The sequence below is a fragment of the Desulfosalsimonas propionicica genome (assembly GCF_013761005.1).
In the GTDB taxonomy this organism is placed as follows: domain Bacteria; phylum Desulfobacterota; class Desulfobacteria; order Desulfobacterales; family Desulfosalsimonadaceae; genus Desulfosalsimonas; species Desulfosalsimonas propionicica.
Window position 1 is genome coordinate 136,017 of the sequence record NZ_JACDUS010000005.1, and the last position, 16,512, is coordinate 152,528.

The 16,512-nt window shown below is 57.4% G+C and carries 20 protein-coding genes; all 20 read left to right on the top strand.

Annotated features, from left to right (window positions below):
- The first annotated feature begins 4 nt into the window (after window positions 1-4).
- Window positions 5-259, top strand: a complete 255-nt coding sequence (locus tag HNR65_RS10565) for a helix-turn-helix transcriptional regulator (RefSeq protein WP_181551470.1) — start codon at window positions 5-7, stop codon at window positions 257-259.
- Between the two features lie 49 nt (window positions 260-308).
- Entirely contained in the window at window positions 309-737 is a 429-nt protein-coding gene (locus tag HNR65_RS10570; protein ID WP_181551471.1) for an ion transporter, read from the top strand.
- 440 nt (window positions 738-1,177) lie between these two features.
- Window positions 1,178-1,624, top strand: a complete 447-nt coding sequence (locus HNR65_RS10575) for a hypothetical protein (RefSeq protein WP_181551472.1) — start codon at window positions 1,178-1,180, stop codon at window positions 1,622-1,624.
- Entirely contained in the window at window positions 1,625-2,002 is a 378-nt protein-coding gene (locus HNR65_RS10580; protein WP_181551473.1) for a hypothetical protein, read from the top strand.
- 243 nt (window positions 2,003-2,245) lie between these two features.
- Window positions 2,246-2,473, top strand: coding sequence for a DUF6148 family protein (locus tag HNR65_RS10585; protein WP_181551474.1), 228 nt, complete (start codon window positions 2,246-2,248; stop codon window positions 2,471-2,473).
- Window positions 2,470-4,065 (top strand): phage portal protein, encoded by a 1,596-nt coding sequence (locus tag HNR65_RS10590; protein WP_181551475.1) that lies wholly within the window; start codon window positions 2,470-2,472, stop codon window positions 4,063-4,065. Before HNR65_RS10585 ends, HNR65_RS10590 begins: the two co-directional genes overlap by 4 nt.
- The gene (locus tag HNR65_RS10595; RefSeq protein WP_181551476.1) at window positions 4,062-5,465 is read left to right on the top strand and encodes a S49 family peptidase; all 1,404 of its coding nucleotides are present in this window, start codon (window positions 4,062-4,064) and stop codon (window positions 5,463-5,465) included. The genes HNR65_RS10590 and HNR65_RS10595 overlap by 4 nt, the downstream gene beginning before the upstream one ends.
- A gap of 71 nt (window positions 5,466-5,536) precedes the next feature.
- Entirely contained in the window at window positions 5,537-5,932 is a 396-nt protein-coding gene (locus HNR65_RS10600) for a hypothetical protein (RefSeq protein WP_181551477.1), read from the top strand.
- 56 nt (window positions 5,933-5,988) lie between these two features.
- Complete coding sequence (locus HNR65_RS10605; RefSeq protein WP_181551478.1) at window positions 5,989-6,987, top strand: hypothetical protein; 999 nt, start codon at window positions 5,989-5,991, stop codon at window positions 6,985-6,987.
- 89 nt (window positions 6,988-7,076) lie between these two features.
- The gene (locus HNR65_RS10610) at window positions 7,077-7,433 is read left to right on the top strand and encodes a hypothetical protein (protein ID WP_181551479.1); all 357 of its coding nucleotides are present in this window, start codon (window positions 7,077-7,079) and stop codon (window positions 7,431-7,433) included.
- Between the two features lie 20 nt (window positions 7,434-7,453).
- Window positions 7,454-7,939, top strand: coding sequence for a hypothetical protein (locus tag HNR65_RS10615; RefSeq protein ID WP_181551480.1), 486 nt, complete (start codon window positions 7,454-7,456; stop codon window positions 7,937-7,939).
- 150 nt (window positions 7,940-8,089) lie between these two features.
- Window positions 8,090-9,061: a phage tail tube protein gene (locus HNR65_RS10620; protein ID WP_181551481.1), complete on the top strand. Its 972-nt coding sequence runs from the start codon at window positions 8,090-8,092 to the stop codon at window positions 9,059-9,061.
- 1 nt (window position 9,062) lies between these two features.
- Window positions 9,063-9,335: a hypothetical protein gene (locus tag HNR65_RS10625; RefSeq protein WP_181551482.1), complete on the top strand. Its 273-nt coding sequence runs from the start codon at window positions 9,063-9,065 to the stop codon at window positions 9,333-9,335.
- A 125-nt stretch (window positions 9,336-9,460) separates the two neighbouring features.
- Window positions 9,461-9,745 carry a DUF1799 domain-containing protein gene (locus HNR65_RS10630; protein ID WP_181551483.1) on the top strand — a complete coding sequence of 95 codons (285 nt, stop codon included), beginning with the start codon at window positions 9,461-9,463 and terminating at the stop codon, window positions 9,743-9,745.
- Window positions 9,723-10,259 carry a hypothetical protein gene (locus tag HNR65_RS10635; RefSeq protein WP_181551484.1) on the top strand — a complete coding sequence of 179 codons (537 nt, stop codon included), beginning with the start codon at window positions 9,723-9,725 and terminating at the stop codon, window positions 10,257-10,259. Before HNR65_RS10630 ends, HNR65_RS10635 begins: the two co-directional genes overlap by 23 nt.
- A gap of 3 nt (window positions 10,260-10,262) precedes the next feature.
- Window positions 10,263-12,230, top strand: a complete 1,968-nt coding sequence (locus HNR65_RS10640) for a hypothetical protein (RefSeq protein ID WP_181551485.1) — start codon at window positions 10,263-10,265, stop codon at window positions 12,228-12,230.
- Between the two features lies 1 nt (window position 12,231).
- Window positions 12,232-13,092, top strand: a complete 861-nt coding sequence (locus HNR65_RS10645) for a hypothetical protein (RefSeq protein ID WP_181551486.1) — start codon at window positions 12,232-12,234, stop codon at window positions 13,090-13,092.
- Window position 13,093: 1 nt separating this feature from the next.
- A complete protein-coding gene (locus tag HNR65_RS10650; protein WP_181551487.1) occupies window positions 13,094-13,984 on the top strand; it encodes a hypothetical protein in 891 nt (296 codons plus the stop codon).
- Between the two features lie 3 nt (window positions 13,985-13,987).
- The gene (locus HNR65_RS10655) at window positions 13,988-15,658 is read left to right on the top strand and encodes a hypothetical protein (RefSeq protein ID WP_181551488.1); all 1,671 of its coding nucleotides are present in this window, start codon (window positions 13,988-13,990) and stop codon (window positions 15,656-15,658) included.
- Window positions 15,658-16,509, top strand: coding sequence for a phage BR0599 family protein (locus tag HNR65_RS10660; protein ID WP_181551489.1), 852 nt, complete (start codon window positions 15,658-15,660; stop codon window positions 16,507-16,509). Before HNR65_RS10655 ends, HNR65_RS10660 begins: the two co-directional genes overlap by 1 nt.
- The last annotated feature ends 3 nt before the right edge of the window (window positions 16,510-16,512 follow it).

Below are 16,512 nucleotides of genomic sequence, written 5' to 3' on the forward strand. Positions count from 1 at the left end.
CCCCATGACCGAACAACGACACGCTTTCGTCTACCGCCGCAACCGTCCGGATCTGCAGAATACCGGGCAGGCCCGCACAAACCGGCTGCTTAACATCGACCAGGTCCGCCGTCGGCTCAATTGCTCCAAGTCCCACGTCTACAATCTGATCCAGTCCGGCGAACTGCCCGCGGTCACCCTTGGGGCGTCCAAAGGCAAAAGGGTATATGAGTCTGAGGTGGATGAATATCTTGCGCGCAGACATGACCTGGAGGTATAAAATGAAAGCAGTGCCAACCTTTCCTGCTGAAATGATAAAGAGGCCTGGAATGCAGCAGATTTCCAAAGCCTGGGACGTTTTTGTGGATATCACAACCCTTATCTGGTTTGTGGTGTTTATAATCCCCCTGGTATCAGACGGCCGGGGCGCAGGCTGGGTCGGGCCGGTCATGGCTGTGATCGGCGGGATCTATGTCATTGAGTTGGTGGTTATCTTCCGCCGGTCGGCCGGCTTTTGGGATTTTTTGCGCCAGGCATGGCTTGATCTGCTGCTGCTGATTCCGTTTTTTCGGATTTTCCGGGTCGGGCGAATCGCCAGGCTTTTTCGGCTCAGGCGTCTGGCCCGGTTTGTCCGGAACCATAAATCCCTGCGCCGCATTGCACGCACCAGCGTCATTGAGACAAGCGTTGAGGGCCTGGACCTGGTGCAAAAAACATTCGAGCGCCTTTCCCGCTTTTTTAGCGCCTACCGCCGCTGATCTTTTCCCCCCAACAAACATTCTTTGTTTCGCTCTCGTTTTTTCAAGGCCTGTATCTGGCAGCCCAGGTGCGGCCAAAGTGGATTCGAGTAAGGGAAAACGATTCCCGGCGTTGGGTGGTTGCAGTGATCGGGTTGGTTATGTAAACGATTTAGAGTCGCAAAATGCGATGATAAAATAGAGAGACAGAAAAAATTCTGTGTCCCCCTTACCATTGCTGTGGTCCCAAAAGGGTCTTATTATTAAACAATAAAGAGGAATGGATTTAAAAATCAGAGCAGAAATCAATATATGGTGCCCATCTAATTGTTTTTTTCAATATAAAGTGGGTAGAACCGAAAGTCCTTGACAAAGAGAGGTATTCTGTACTTTCACAAAGTAAGAGCATAGTTCAGGCCATGAAAATATTTTTCTATGGCTCTAATTAAGAGGGCAGAACAATGGTATCGACAGCAGATTGCATCCCAAATCCTTCAAGGTTGGAAAGCTTATCCAAACGATCCAACAATATTTATAACGGATTGTTGCGCGGATCGCAATTTTTTCTAATGATGAAGGTGTTATTTCTGTGTATCGGACAGTATCTTCATCTTAAACTTACGATTTTTCAAATTCGTAGGATGTTGGATAAGTGCGCACCGGGGTGCGAAAATATTACCGGGTGTCTTTCCGCAATTAAAGATTCAACAGTGAAATTGCGGGATATGCATTTAGAATTCTTCACAAGCCTACCAAAGCAGGTCTCACGTTATAACAGGATTTACCGTGCCTCTGTTTTTTTGCTTGAAAACAGTCTGTTTTTACTTGATGAACTGGTGGAAGACTGCGAAATCGGGTCGGATCAGGACTTCCGGGAACTGGTTAAGGGAATTGCAGAAAAGTTTTGAATGTCCATTCAGATACAGTATCCAGGCAATGTCGGGCGTGAGTTTAAGGGAATCTTTAAAACATATCCCAAGTCCAAAAAACGCATTAAGGATACAATAAAAACACTTAAAAAAAATCCCCGCCAAGGAGATCGTTATCCCGGTTTTGAAGGCCTTGAGGTCAGAAAGCTCAGAATCGGGTTGAAGGAATACAAAATCAGTAAAAGAAATGGGTTGAGGTTGATGTTTTTATATCTGCCTGAAAAATCAAAAATCCTTCTATTGACAGTTTATACCAAAAAACATTACGGAAAAGAGAGCGAAATAAAAACGATAGCGCTGGAGCGGTTGAGAGAGTTTGGCTCAGAAACAGCATTGAATGATTTCGATTTACTATAAACTGATCATCCCCAGGGCAACTTGCCCTGGCCGCCACCGGGTTGCGATCCGGAGGTTTTTTGTGGCCGGTAAAAATTTTTTGCCGGCCACAAGTGCGTTCCTGCCATTGAAAACAGTTCCGCATAATTTTCTGTCCACTACTTCCATGACGTCCATAACTTCCATGACGTATTAGACAACGAAACGACCTGCCCAATATAATGACCCCATCATGTGGCAAAAATCCATATATGGGGTTTTTTTATGTCCTGTTTCACCATCGCGGAGTTAGACGAACAGATCACGGCCTATAAGGCGGCGCTAAAGGCCGTGTCCATCAACCAGGAATACACGGTGGGCGGCCGGCGCTTTTCCCGGGCCGATCTGCCCGAGATCCGAAAAACCCTGGAATGGCTGGGGACCGAAAGATCCCGGATGGCCCACGGCATGACCCCGGGCATGCAGGGCGTGTCCACGCGGGTGGCCCGATGATGGATAATCCGCATACGCCTTCCAAGCCCGGCCACGATGCCGGCTCCGGCCGCATTGCCGCTGGTTTTTCTGGCGGCCGGTTTCCACTGGTGGGCCAGGCACCGGGCCAGCGCCAGGTTTCCGCGGCTGCCCAGGCCCCGGCTGCGGGCCGCAAAAACCCGCTTTCCGGATCCGGATATCCGGACATTCACCGCACGGCCGCATCCCGCAAGGGCACCATGTCCAACTGGGTGGTCCGCCGCTTAAACCGGGTGACTGAATCTTCCGAGCGCATCACGGTCACGGACCGCGCCGCGGACATGGTGGCAAATGATCCGCACGCGGCCTCCATTGTGGATTCCATGGCCCTTAACTCCGTGGGCACGGGCTTAATCGCCCAATCCAATCCCCACCAATCCATCCTGGGCTGGACCGACACCCAGGTGCAGGATTTCCAGGAGCAGGCCGAATGGTGGTTTTCGGTCTGGGGCCGGGAGGCCGACGTCACCGGGCGCATGCCCTGGTGGTGCATCGAGTTTTTAACCGCGTATTCCCTGTTTGTGCACGGCGAATACCTGCGCGTGCCCGTGGTGCTGGACCAGCCCAACCGTTCTTTTTCCATGGCGCTTCAATGCCTGCACCCGGCCCGGTTGGCAACCCCCCGGGATCAGGTCAGCAGTATCAAAATCCGCGACGGCGTGGAGCTAACCCCCTGGGGCGCGCCGGCCCGGTACTGGGTCGCCAACCCCTCGGATCGGTTTCTCCGCACCCCGTCTGGCCTGATGTCTTCCCAGTTTGCCCGGGTGCCGGCCTGGACCGGCCACCGGCCCGGGTGCTTTCACGGGTTTGTGGCCAAGTCCGAGGAGCAGGTCCGGGGCGTGTCCATTCTGGCCCCGGCCATGAAGTTTTTCCGGGACCTGTCGGATTACCTGGATTTCGAGCTGGTGGGCGCCATTGTGGCCGCCAGTTTCCCGGTGTTCATCGAGACCAACAACCCATACGAGCAGGCCGCGGGCATGAAGAAACCGCCCGAGCCCTTCCATGATATCGAGGCCGGCGGCGTCTACTTCGGCGCCTCCAACCAGCGGCCCCACGTGCTTTCCCCGAACCGGCCCGGAAACACCTTTCCGGATTTTGTCGAACGCCTGCTTCGTGCCGTGGGCGCATCTGTGGGCATGCCTTACGAGGTGGTGGCAAAAGACTTTTCCAAGACCAATTATTCCAGCGCCCGGGCCGCCCTGCTCGAAGCCTGGCGCGTGTATTCCTTTTACCAGAAATGGATGGTGGACAACTTCTGCCAGCCGGTTTGGGAGATGGTGCTGGAGGAAGCCTGGCTGCGCGGATATTTAAAGCTGCCCCGACGCGACCAGGATTTCTACGATATCCGCCAGGCCGCGTGCCGGGCCCGGTGGATTCCGCCCAAGCGCGGCCATGTGGATCCGGTCAAGGAGATCACCGCCATGGTCAAGGCCCTGGAAAACGATATCACAACCCTGGCCGACAGCGCAGCCGAGATGTCGGGCGGAGACTGGGAGTCCACCGTCTCCCAGCGCGCCCGGGAGCGCCGCCGCCAGCGCGATGCCAACGGCACCGGATTGGAGGAAGATGAATGAAATTTCGCGGCATTGACATATCCATGTTTGACGGCCCCTGGATGATCGAGCCCCAGGCCCTGGAAAACCTGATTGCCAACATGCGCGCCATGGACTGGGACGCGGCCATGCGGATGCCGGGCATGGACGGCGGCGACAACAGCGGCCGGGAAGATCTGTATGAATTGCGCGGGGATGTGGCCATCCTGCGGATCTCCGGGGTCCTGACGCCCGAGGCCGGATTTTTCTCCCGGCTGTTTGGCGGGGCGGGCCTGCGCTCTTATGCGGATATCCGCCGGGCCGCGGCCGCGGCAGACAATGATCCCAAGGTTAAAAAAAAGGTGCTGTCCTTCCGTTCTCCGGGCGGCACCGTGGCCGGGGTCTTTGAGAGCCTGCACTTCCTGGCCCAATCGGCTGAAAAAAAGCCCCTGTACGCCTATGCCGACGGCCAGATGACATCCGCGGCCCTGCTGCTGGCCCTGCCGGCGCAAAAAATCGCCGCGCCCAAGACCGCACAGATCGGCTCCATCGGGGTGCTGTTTACCCATATCAACGAAGAAAAGTTAAACGAGAAAATCGGCATTTCGGTCACATACCTGACCGCCGGAAAATACAAGGCCTTTGGTAATTCGGCTGAGCCGTTGTCTGATGAGGCCCGTGCCTATTTCCAGGACCGCCTGGATAAGACCTATGCGTTTTTTGTCGATGAGGTGGCCGCCCGGCGGGGGCTTTCCCCGGAGCAGGCTTATGGCGCATCAGACGGCCAAATCTTTCTGGCCGACCAGGCCAAAGACGCCGGCCTGGTGGACATGATCGTCAATGATTTTGATGAATTTTTAACAACCCTTACCAAGGAGGACCCACCCATGGATGTCAATGAACTCAAAACCCAGCACCCGGATCTTTACGCCCAGGTCCTGGAGCAGGGCAGGAAGGCCGGAAAAGACGAAGCCGCAGCCCAGGCCCCGGACCCGGAAGCCGCGGCAAAGCAGGCCCGGGAATCGGTGCTTTCCGTGCTTGGCGCGGTGGCCGGAAAAGACACCGCAGACCAGGTCAAAAAGATCACCGACCTGGGCCTGACCGCAGAGCAGCTTGAAGCGGTCCGGGGCCTGATGGCCCCGGCCGGCGGCGGGGACAATGCCCAGAACCCGCCCCAGGGCCAGCCGCCCGGCCAGACGCCTGCCCCCGGCCAGAGCCCCACCCGGCAGCAGATGCTTGACGCCATCAAGTCCGGCGGCACCCCGCCGTTAAACGCAGGCGGCGGCCAGGCCACGGATCCAAACAAGGTGGATTTCATGGCCGAAGTGGAGGCCCATAAGAAGGAAAACCCCAACGCCACCCATATGGCCGCCATCCAGGCTGTGCGCAAGCAGCACCCGCAGGCCTATGAAAAGTGGATTGAGGCGGAAAACCGGAGATAACCGCAGCCGGCCCGCAGCCATTGACCTGGCCGGCGCGTGACCATCAACGACCAATAACGGAGGATTTCACCATGTATAACAAGGGACCCAAAACCTTTCCGATCGGCACCGGCGGCGGGGTTCGAAACCGACTGGTCAAGCTGGCCGGCGGCACCGTGGTGCTCAACACAGCCACGGCCACGGATGCCCCCATCGGCGCCATCGTGGGCATGGACGGCGACGGCGCAGAAGGTGATTTCGCGGCTGTCCGGTTTTTAAAAGACGACGGCACCCAGGAACTGGAAGCTGCCGGCGCCGCGGATGCCGGCGCGGATGCTTACGCGGCAGACCAGGGCCGCGTCCAGGCCTTGCCCTCCACCGCCGGCGATTACCGGAAAATCGGCAAGTTTCTGCAGGCCGCATCCGGGGCGGGCAGCCTCATTGAGGTGCTGCCCTATGACTGGCACCACGTGGAAACCGTAACCTAAACCATTGAATCGGGCGGATTTGACATCCGGCCTTAAAAACCAAGGAGGACCCACATATGAGACCGCAGTCAGGAACCCCCGTTTACCGGCCGGATCTGGGCACCTACATGATCGAGACCGGCCAGATCCCCCAGTCCGGATTCATCGGCCTGGAGGTGCTGCCGCCTTACACCACTCCGGATGATACCGGCACATTCAAGGTGATCCCGCTGGAGCAGTACCGCAAAATGGTATCAGACGCCCGGGCCCCGTCCGGCGCCTACAACCGGACGGACTGGAACTACCAGCGCGCTCGCTTTTCAACCCGGGACAAGGGTATTGAAGAGCCCATTGACGATGACGAATTTGACCGCCTGGAGCGCCAGAGCCCGGGCATGGCCGACCAGGTCACCATTGATTCGGCCCGGGGCGTGATCCAGATGAACCAGGAAAAGCGCATTGCCAACAAGGTCATGGACCCGAGCCGGTTTACCGTTAAGAACGTGTCCAATCCCTGGAATGACGTTGCCAACGGCAAGCCCATTGCCGATGTCAAGGACGGCATGTCGGAATTCCGGAAAAAAATGGGCGCCCTGCCAGACACCCTGATCCTGTCCTGGAACATGGCCAATGCCGTGAACAAGACTGAAGAAGTTCGCAATACCCTGCAGTTCACGTTTCCCGGCCTGGACATCAACAGCCTGACTGCGGTCCAACTGGCCCGGATGTTTGGCATCGCACGGGTGCTGATTGGAAACGCCATGTTTGACGCGGCAGACAAAAACCAGCCCAGGGAACTTACGGATTTCTGGCCCGACACCCATGCCGCCCTGGTCAAGACCAACCGGGGCCCGGATCTGCGCCAGCCCTGCGTGGGCCGCACCTTTATCTGGACCGCGGATTCCCGCACCGATCCCATTGTGGAAGTCTACCGGGAAGAGCAGATCCGCAGCGACGTCTACCGCGTGCGCCACCACGTGGATGAGCGCCTGCTGGTCACCGAGGATGAGGACGGCAACACCCTCACCGACATTGCCGCCAACTGCGTGTATCTGTTTGGCAGCATCAAGACCTGATAACGCGGTGACGTCTGACAGGTGACCGGGGCATTTGGCCCCTGTCGCCTGTCACCGGCCGCCTTTTTTACAAAAGGGAAAACAACCCCATGGGAACCTTTGAAGACCAGATCGCCGCAGACAACGCCGCCATGCTCGATGCTGATGAGTTTGCCCAGGACGTTGTTTACCACAGGCCGTCAACCGGCACGGCGCAAACCATCCGGGCGGTTGCAGAAACCGGGGATCTTTCCATGGCAAGCGGTGTCCGCAGCGCAGACAAGGCCCGGCACAGAACCGGCCGCCTTTTTTTGACGCAAACCGCCCTGGCGGACTTCGGGGGCGCGGCTGAATACCGGGACGAAGTGGACATCAGCGGTCATACCTGGAAGGTGCTCAACACTGTTTCCGAAGAATTCGGCCTGCTGGAACTGGCCATCGAGCGCGATGTCCGGCCAATGTTTTAATGATTTTTGGAGCCTGATCAATGGACCTAAACCCCTTAATCGATAACCTGGTGGCCGCCATTGCCACGGATTCGGCCATAGACGCCTGGTGCCGGGACAACTACGGCCGGGGTATCAAGGTGTTTGGCAATTTTGACGTGCGAAACCCCCCGGCAGCAGAAGACTGCCCGGCCGTGTGCGTCTACCCGGAGGAAAAGCAGTACGGCGGCCGGCAGTATGCCGATGCCGTCACCATCGTGGACATGGTCCATGATCCGGAAACCCGGAACCGGCCCGGCCTGAACAATGTCATTGAATACGCGGGTGTCAAAAATGTCGAGGCCCTGCGCCGCCTGGCACTCGTTGCCGCCGTCACCGTGATCGAGCAGTCAGACAACGCCGGCATCAACGAAATTGCCGTGGACTATTCCACCATTGAATGGTTCCCCTTCTGCATGGCCGGCCAGACGTTGAGCATCGAAGCCCCCTACGTCATCGGCTCGGGCCATCCGGCAAGAAACGAATAGGGCCGAGGGCCGAGGGGCAAGGGCCAAGGGCCAAGGCACAAAGGCCCAAAAGTCTTCCTTGCACCTGGGCCCTCGGCCCTTAGCCCTTTACCCTGGGCCCTCGGCCCTCGGCCCTTAACACTTAAAACTTAACACTTCCAGGAGATCATCATGGGAACAGCACGCGGATACAAATCCCAGGCGGTAATCGATTTTGAAACCACCTTCGGCCAGGACCCGGGCACCCCGTCGGGCCGGATCATGCCCATCAACTCCAACACCGTCAATGCCAGCCGCAACAAAAACACCGCCAACACCATCCGGGGCCACCGCAATCCGGCCGCGCCGTTTGATGGCTATGTCAATGTGGCCGGAGACATTGTGGCACCGGTGGACGCCCTGGCCTTTGCCTTTTGGCTAAAGGCCATGTTTGGCGCACCCACGACCACGGACAATACAGACGGCACCTTTACCCATGTGTTTAAGGTGGGGGATGTGCAGCCGTCCCTGGTGGTGGAAAAAAAGTTTTCCGATGCCGCGGCCATAATCGCCTATGCAAAATACAATGGCTGCAAGATCGGCTCCTGGAACATGGAGATCGGCGGCGACGGCGAACTGGTGTCCACATTCAACGTAGTCGGCGCAAAAGAGACCATCGGTGAGACCGCCTATCACGGCGCAGCCGCAGACCCAGGTTTTGACCGGTTCCAGATCACCTCCGCTGATATAAAGGAGGGGGGCGTGTCTTCCGGTGTCATCACCAGCCTGGATTTTACCGTGGATTTCGGTCTGGACACGGATGACAACAAACGGGCCATTGGCGGCGGGGCTTACCTGGCCGATATCATCGAGGGGATCCTGGGCATTTCCGGCAACCTCTCCGCCCTGTTTCAAAACCGGGATCTGCTGGACAAGGCCCAGAACTCCACCGAGACCAGCCTGGCACTGTCTTTTACGGACGGGGACAACATCCTGGCAATCGAGTTTGCCGAGGTCCAGATTGCCCCGTCCACCCCGGGCATTGACGGCCCCCAGGGCGTGTTGCTGGATCTTTCCTGGCAAGGCTATTTTGATGACGGCGCGGATGCCTCCGCGGTCAAGGTCTCTCTTACCAACACAAACGACGGAACGGAGTACGTATAATATGCCGGATAATCAGATCAGCGTTGGCGGCCGCCAGATTGAGGTGCGCGGCCTGACCCGAAAGGAAGTAAAGGAACTGGCAGAAGACGGGCTGAATCTGGGCGCCTTGCCCCGGTCCCTGGCCGAGCAAGCCGTGGATGCGGTCTTTAAACGGGTGCTGTCACAAGACGACACCGACTATTTGGACGGCCTGGTCAATGCCGAGGCCGTGCGCGTCTACCGGCGGATCATGGATTTGACCTACGGCTCCGGAGAAGAGGAAAAAAACTCCTAGCGGTCTGGCAGTGGCATGCTGACCAGGCCCGGATCACGTACTGCAAATCCTGCCGGCAGGCCCACCGGCGCAAAACACCGCCCTGCGGCACCTGCGAAAACGGGCCGCACAACGCCCCGGCGCTCATGGCCCAAAACGCAGACGCCTGGGAGCTCTACAACGTGGCCGCCACCCAGTGGCGCTTCGGGCCAAACGGCATCACCGGCCTTGATTTTCCGGCCGTGTTTGAGCTGGCCGAAATCATGGAAATTGAAAAATCCGCCGACCTGCTGCGGAAACTGAAAGCCTTGGAAACCAGCGCTTTGGACGCCGCGGAAGCAGCCCGGCAAAAACGGCAGAAAGACACCCATGATCAAAATCACCCCCGTCATCCGCGGCGCCGCCCAATTGGAAAAAAGCCTCCGCGCTGAATCAAAGCGGCAGAAGCGGGCCCTTTCCACTGCCGTGAAGGTGGAGGGCTACCGCCTGCGAAAGCAGTTGATCGCAGAGATCCGCGCCGGGGCCCCGGGTGGTGATAGTTTTGCGCCCCTGTCCATGATCCAGCGAAAGCGCGCCCTGCGCACCAAGCCCGTGGCCCCGCTTACAAAGGCGATCCGTTACCACATCCCCAGCCAGGACCCCATTGAAATGCAGATCGGCTGGACCGGGCCAAAGGTGAGCAAGTCCTGGAAGCGCATCGCCAAAAAGCAGCAGGAAGGCTACACCGTGTCCGTGTCTGCCAAACAGCGCCGATTTCTGGCCAGATACGGCGGGTCCATGGGCCGGAGCAAGTACAAGCCCTTTTTCTTTGTCCAGAAATCCACCCGGCAATTCGAGGTCCCGGCCCGGCCCATCATGGAGCCGTTCTGGGCGCAAAACCAGGCCAGGGCCACAAAAAACATCACCCGCAATTATCAGAAGAAACTGCGCGGGGAAAGGATTTAGCCCATGGCCGACCATCGCCTCCAAATCGTTCTTGCCGGAAAAGACGCCTCCCAGCGCGCCTTCCGCTCGGTCACGTCCCGTATCAAGGGCCTGACCAAGTCGGTATTCAACATGCGCAATGCCACCGTGGCCGCAGCCGGGGCCGCGGGCATCGGGTACATGATCAAGCGCAACCTGGAGGCGGCAGACGCCATTGCAAAGACCGCCGATTCGGTGGGTATCTCCACCGACGCCCTCCAGGAATACCGCTACATGGCCGAGCGTTCCGGCGTGGCCACGGCAACCCTGGACAAGGGAATCGGCGCGTTTACCAAGCGCCTGGGCGAGCTCAAGAACGAATCCGGCGCCCTATACAGCTATTTGAAGAAAAACAACGAAGGCCTGGTGGAGCAGTTAAAAGCCACCCGCACCACGGACGAGGCCCTGCAGGTGTTTTTGTCCTCTCTGGCGGACGTGGAAAATCAGTCCGCGCGCACGGCCATGTCCGCTGCCGCATTTTCCCGCACCGCCGGCATCCAGATGACCAACATGGTCAAGGGCGGCACAGACGGCTTGGATCAAATGCGTGACAAGTTCGAGGACCTTGGCCTGGCCATTGATGAAAAATATCTGCGCCAGGCAGAAGATGCCGTGGACCAGATCACCAACCTGGAAACGGTCATCAAGACCCAGTTCACCACCGCCATTGTCCAGGCCGGCCCAAAGGTGGCCGAGTTCACCGGCAACATGGCCGACTGGATTGCGGAAAACGATGACCTGATCACCCAGGACATACCCGACACCCTGGGCAAGATCGCCTCGGGCGTGGGCAAGGTTACCCGGGGGGTGGCCGGCCTGGCCGACAAGATCGGGGACAAGTACGACATTGTCATGGATTTTTTCGAGGGCATCGGCGACCGGATACCCCTGGTGGACGTGCCCCAGGATGTGTGGGACCTGGCCGAGGGAAAAGACATTCACCGCGCCCGGGTGCCGTTTGACTATGACAAGGCACGAGCCGGGCAGAAAGATGACGCAGCCCGCAAAAAAACCAATGATCTTATCAAAAAGCAGACCCAGGCGGAAAAAGCCCTGGAACAGCAGATCCTCAAAACCAGAAAAACCCGCGGCCCTGCCGGCCAGCCGGATCTGGCCGTGGACCTGTCCACACTCGAAGACATTGACCAGATCTATTCCCAAACCCGCACGCCCATTGAAAACCTCTACACCGATCTGGACCGGTTAAATGAGCTGTTTGCCACCGGCCTCATGGATCAGGAAACCTATTTCCGGGGCATCGAGATGTATGGCGAGGAAATGGCCGGCCACTTTGACGACATGGGCCGGTCTGCCAAAGACTCCCAGTCATCCATCAGCGAGGGCTGGGACGGGATGATGGGCCGCATGGCAAACGCCTTTGATGGCTGGGCCAACTCCTATTCCAAAACGCTAAACGACATGCTCTGGGAATCCGAGCTCACGTTTGAGGGCATCACCGAGAGCTTTGGCAAAATGATCACGGAAATGCTCATTCAGTCGGCCATGACCGATGCCATGGGCGCCCTGTTTGGCACGGACAAGCAGGGCGGCACCGGAGGCGGTTGGTTTTCCGGCAGCGGGGGTGACGGCGGCAAGGCCGGCATGGTCCAGCAGGGCGCAAACTGGGCAATGTCGGCCCTGCAAACTTATTTTTCCATGCATGAAGGCGGCACAGTGGGCAAAGACGGCACCCCGGGCATTGCCCCCACCGGGCTCTGGAACAACGCGCCCCGGCTGCACAACGGCCTTGCCCCTGACGAGTTCCCGGCCATATTGCAGCGAGGGGAACGGGTGATCCCGAAAAACCAAACCCAGGGCAGCGGCGGCCAGCAGCAGGTTAATTTGAAAAACATAAACGTGCTGGACCCCTCTATCGTGGGCGATTACATGGCCACCAACGAGGGTGAGCAGCTCATCATGAACATCGTGCAAAAAAACAGGGACAGCATCTGATATGGGACATGATATCGGCACAGTAACAGACATCAGCGGCACTTTTGGCCTGGCGCATTACAACATGCTCGAAAAGATCCATGACCTGGTCACAGCCGCCGGCCAGGGCTGGACCGTGCTGCGCTATGACACCTCCGGCGATAACCACGAGCTTATTTTAAAAGGCGAGGGCTTAACCGGCACAGAGGAAATTTTTGTGGGTTTCCGCACGTATCAATCCGCAGACGCCGACTATTACAACCTTGTGGCCGCAGCATTTGCCGGCTATGTCTCCGGCAATGCCTTTGACGATCAACCCCAGGCGCTAATTTCTGGTGTGCCGGCACATAATCAGAATATTGATTACTGGATTACCTGGAACGCCCAGCGCATTGCCCTTGCCATGAAAGTCGGCACGCCGGTTTATGAATCCGCCTACGTTGGCAAGGCCCTGCCCTATGCCCGCCCCTCCCAGTTTCCGTACCCGGTCATTTGCGCCGGGATGCTAAACGGCACCCCGGCCGCCCGGTTTTCCGATGACAGCCAATCCATGCCGTACAAAGGCAACCGGGCCAATTTCCAGATGCGCAATATCAACGGCTCCTGGCAGCAGGTGCATTGTTATCCGTACAGCAACGATCAAAACATATTGGCCGGCAGCACAAACGCCCTGCGCGATACCGGCGGGGAATATCACCTCATGCCAGTGGAGTTGTTTGATCCAGATTCCGAAATCTACGGGGCACTGGACGGGATTTACTTTGTCACCGGATTTAACAACAGCGTTGAAAACACCCTGACCATTGATGGCTCTGAATATGTGGTCATACAGGATGTCTGGCGCACCGGGTTTGACGATTATTATGCAATAAGGATGGATTAACATGGCTTACACTACAGGCTCAGCGGCTGATATGGATGCCGTTAAAACCGCACTTGTTAATGCTTGCACGGCAAATGGCTGGATCGAACAGACTGATGGTGATGGTAAAACCGTGCTGTCAAACTCCGGCTGCTACGTGCGAGTGGCGTCTACAACTGGTGATGACGGAAACGCTGCTCTTGAGCTCTTAGGGCGAACAGGCCTTGATACAGGGGACGCGCCAGGCGTGGTCTCCATGCGCTCAATAGACCAGACCGCAATCACCTTCCCGGTCACATACTTTGCTTTTGTTTTTGCCGCCGAGGTGTTTTTTGTCATTAACTACAGCGACAAATATCAATGGTGTGCGTTCGGACAATCTGATCAGCCCGGCTTGCCAGGCACAGGTAACTGGGTTGCCGCGTCGTGCGGATCAGCCGACCCGTATGACATTAGCATTCGCGTCAATACCGGCGGAGACAATTCCCGTACTTCTGCCGCGATTTTTTGGTCTACCAATTCCAGATTATCACACCTGAATTCATGGCTGCATAATGATTTTGAAACATCATATGCGTGGACTCTCGGCAATGGCAGCAATGCCGCAGCTCCAGTTGGTATCAAGTATCTGACCGAGCTGGTGGAAGCACAACCCAATCAATTTTCCGGCGAAGCAGTCCTGCTGCCGATCCGGGCGTATAAAAAGCGGCCGGAAAATAAGGTTAGCCAGCTTTTGGAAGTTTCATACGCCCGCCATGTCCGTATCGATAATTATGCGCCCGAGCAGGTGGTAACACTCGGCACAGATGAGTGGATGGTGTTTCCGTTTCACAAAAAGAATGCCTCGCAGAGAAATGGAGGGGGAGGTGTCAACCACACCGGCACATTCGGCTGGGCGATAAAAAAGGCATAACAAATGGCTGTTCTTAACGGGCAAATAACCGATTTGGCCATAGCAGGCAAGGATCTGAATCCGAATATCAGTTCGGACCTGGACGGTTATGATGATATTTTAAACGTCTGGAATTCGCCGTATGCCCAAAAACGTGAACCCGCTTTAAGCCAACAGCGCGCTTTTAATGCCGCGCCAATAAATGAGCGAGCCTTATCCGGGTCTATTGCCCACCACTATAAAGAAGACTATTATCATAGAATCCATGTTGCCCCGAACCCGTTGGCCCTCGGCAACCTGCTCTCCGAGGAAACCCGGCAGGCTTATGTGTGGAACGCCTTTTTTGAGAACAAAACCCTGGACACCGTGACAAAGGAAAATGCCGACGGCATTCGCGTGACCGAGCCGGAGGCTGCGCCCGTGGATTATGCGCCCCTGGAAGAAAAGGCCTACACCATTGCCGTGTCCCTGTCCGGGCCGCCCACCATTGATGCGGATATCAATTTTGCCTTTGCTGTTTATACCGTCACCCTAAACATCACCGGCAGCCGGGTCACGCTATGGCGCTGGATCCCCCGCGAGCAGTACACCGAAATCCTGGCCTGGAACACCCAGGTGCTGCAAACTCGTGTGGGCGAGCAGCGCATTGGATACCGGGCCGCGCCCCGGCAGGTCTTTGAGTTCCGTTTTTTCCGGCCGGCCCGGGAAATTTCCCAGATGAAAAACGTGGTGGACAACTGGAGCCATCGGGTTTGGGGTCTGCCGATCTGGAAAGAGGCCTCGGTCGTGTCTGCCACAGCCGGGGCAACAGCCATCAGCTTTGATACGTCATACCGGGATTACCGGCAGGACTCGCTGGCCGTGCTCTGGGAGTCCGCAGACAAGGCAGAGGCCGTTAATGTGACAAACGTCAGGCCAGACGGCATTGACATTGACCCGGCCCTGCAAACCAATTTTGCCGATGCCTTTGTGATGCCCCTGCGCCGGGCGCTGACCCCGGAGGGCGTGGATTTCCGGCGCGGCCGCGCCCCGGATTATGCCGGGGTGTCGGCAACGTTTATTGTCATTGACAACGAGGATCTTTCAGGCAGCGCGGATTATCCGCAATATGACGGCTACGACATTTTAGACGACGGCAACATCATTGTGGGCGACATGGCCGAACGCATAAGCATTCCCCTGGAGCAGATCGACAACGGCCAGGGACCCATCACCATTGAGACAAAGCAGGATTACAGCCGGGTCAAGCGCACTGTCGGCAAATACACCAAAACCCTGGCCGCGCTGTGGCAGTGGCGCAGGTGGCTGCATTCCCGCTACGGGCGGCAAAAGGCCTTCTGGTTGCCGGCATACAACAGGGATATCCACCTGGCGACCCCCCTTTATTCCGCAGAAGTCCAGGCGGAGATCCGGCCGGCAGACCTGGCCGTGCACGGCAACTTTCCGGTTGACTGCATGATCCGGCTGGCCGATGCCACGATTTTTTACCGGCAGATCACCGGGGCCGAGCAGCTGCCCGGCGGAAATGAGCGCATCATCATTGACAGTGCCTTTGGCCAAGACATTGACCCGACAGACATTGATTTGTGGTGCTACATGGACCTGGTACGCTTTGATGCGGACCGCATTGAGATGGCGCACCAAAACCCGTATATCATGCAAACATCCATACCAGCAGCAAGGGTGCCGGAATAATGGGATTTACCGATTTGGCCTACAGTGTTGCCGGTGGCAAGCCTTATGAGCTCTACGATTTTGTGCGCGGGACCTGGGATATGTATCTGACCACACGGGCCACGGAGCTGTATGTATCCGACCAGCAGATTTACCGGCCCGCGCCCATCAAGCGCAGCAAAATCCGCCATGGCGAGGATTTAAACAAGGATGCGATCACGTTGACCGTGCCGCGCGGCCACGATCTGGCCGCACAGTTTGTCAATATCGCGCCGGAGCGCACCACATCTGTCACCATCCGGTCCATGCAGCGGGGTCTGACAATTGCAGATGCCCTGGTGATTTGGAAGGGCCGGGTGATCGGGGCGGAGCCGCGCGGCGAAGTGGTGGAGATCAGCTGTGAGTCCGTATATACCAGCATGCGCCGGTCCGGGCTGCGCTATAAGGCGGAGCTGATCTGCCAGCACGCCCTTTACAGTGCGGACTGCGGGGCCAATCAGCCGGCCATGCGGGTCGATGACACAATTGCCGGCATATCCGGCACCACCCTGACCATGAACGCAACCGGCGCCTATGAAAACGGATGGTTTTCCGGCGGCATACTGGAAAATGACGGTGACGCGCGGTTTATCACCTCTCATGCAGGCAACACAATTGTTCTTTCCAGGCCCCTGGCCGGATTGGCACTCGGCCAGGCCGTGGCCCTGTATCCGGGATGCGACCGGACCATGGCGACCTGTCACAGCAAATTCGACAACCTGGACAATCACCTTGGATTTGCCTGGGTCCCAGGGGAGAACCCATTTATGATTTCCATTAAAACAGGCGGCAACGGCTCTATCACCCCGCCCACTGACTATATTTTGGAGTAACCT

Coding starts and splice junctions, on each gene's coding strand:
- HNR65_RS10640 (WP_181551485.1), top strand. CDS start 10,263: ATGGCCGACCATCGCCTCCAAATCGTTCTTGCCGGAAAAGACGCCTCC.
- HNR65_RS10580 (WP_181551473.1), top strand. CDS start 1,625: ATGTCCATTCAGATACAGTATCCAGGCAATGTCGGGCGTGAGTTTAAG.
- HNR65_RS10615 (WP_181551480.1), top strand. CDS start 7,454: ATGGACCTAAACCCCTTAATCGATAACCTGGTGGCCGCCATTGCCACG.
- HNR65_RS10630 (WP_181551483.1), top strand. CDS start 9,461: ATGGCCCAAAACGCAGACGCCTGGGAGCTCTACAACGTGGCCGCCACC.
- HNR65_RS10625 (WP_181551482.1), top strand. CDS start 9,063: ATGCCGGATAATCAGATCAGCGTTGGCGGCCGCCAGATTGAGGTGCGC.
- HNR65_RS10650 (WP_181551487.1), top strand. CDS start 13,094: ATGGCTTACACTACAGGCTCAGCGGCTGATATGGATGCCGTTAAAACC.
- HNR65_RS10595 (WP_181551476.1), top strand. CDS start 4,062: ATGAAATTTCGCGGCATTGACATATCCATGTTTGACGGCCCCTGGATG.
- HNR65_RS10590 (WP_181551475.1), top strand. CDS start 2,470: ATGATGGATAATCCGCATACGCCTTCCAAGCCCGGCCACGATGCCGGC.
- HNR65_RS10600 (WP_181551477.1), top strand. CDS start 5,537: ATGTATAACAAGGGACCCAAAACCTTTCCGATCGGCACCGGCGGCGGG.
- HNR65_RS10585 (WP_181551474.1), top strand. CDS start 2,246: ATGTCCTGTTTCACCATCGCGGAGTTAGACGAACAGATCACGGCCTAT.
- HNR65_RS10645 (WP_181551486.1), top strand. CDS start 12,232: ATGGGACATGATATCGGCACAGTAACAGACATCAGCGGCACTTTTGGC.
- HNR65_RS10655 (WP_181551488.1), top strand. CDS start 13,988: ATGGCTGTTCTTAACGGGCAAATAACCGATTTGGCCATAGCAGGCAAG.
- HNR65_RS10565 (WP_181551470.1), top strand. CDS start 5: ATGACCGAACAACGACACGCTTTCGTCTACCGCCGCAACCGTCCGGAT.
- HNR65_RS10575 (WP_181551472.1), top strand. CDS start 1,178: ATGGTATCGACAGCAGATTGCATCCCAAATCCTTCAAGGTTGGAAAGC.
- HNR65_RS10660 (WP_181551489.1), top strand. CDS start 15,658: ATGGGATTTACCGATTTGGCCTACAGTGTTGCCGGTGGCAAGCCTTAT.
- HNR65_RS10605 (WP_181551478.1), top strand. CDS start 5,989: ATGAGACCGCAGTCAGGAACCCCCGTTTACCGGCCGGATCTGGGCACC.
- HNR65_RS10610 (WP_181551479.1), top strand. CDS start 7,077: ATGGGAACCTTTGAAGACCAGATCGCCGCAGACAACGCCGCCATGCTC.
- HNR65_RS10570 (WP_181551471.1), top strand. CDS start 309: ATGCAGCAGATTTCCAAAGCCTGGGACGTTTTTGTGGATATCACAACC.
- HNR65_RS10620 (WP_181551481.1), top strand. CDS start 8,090: ATGGGAACAGCACGCGGATACAAATCCCAGGCGGTAATCGATTTTGAA.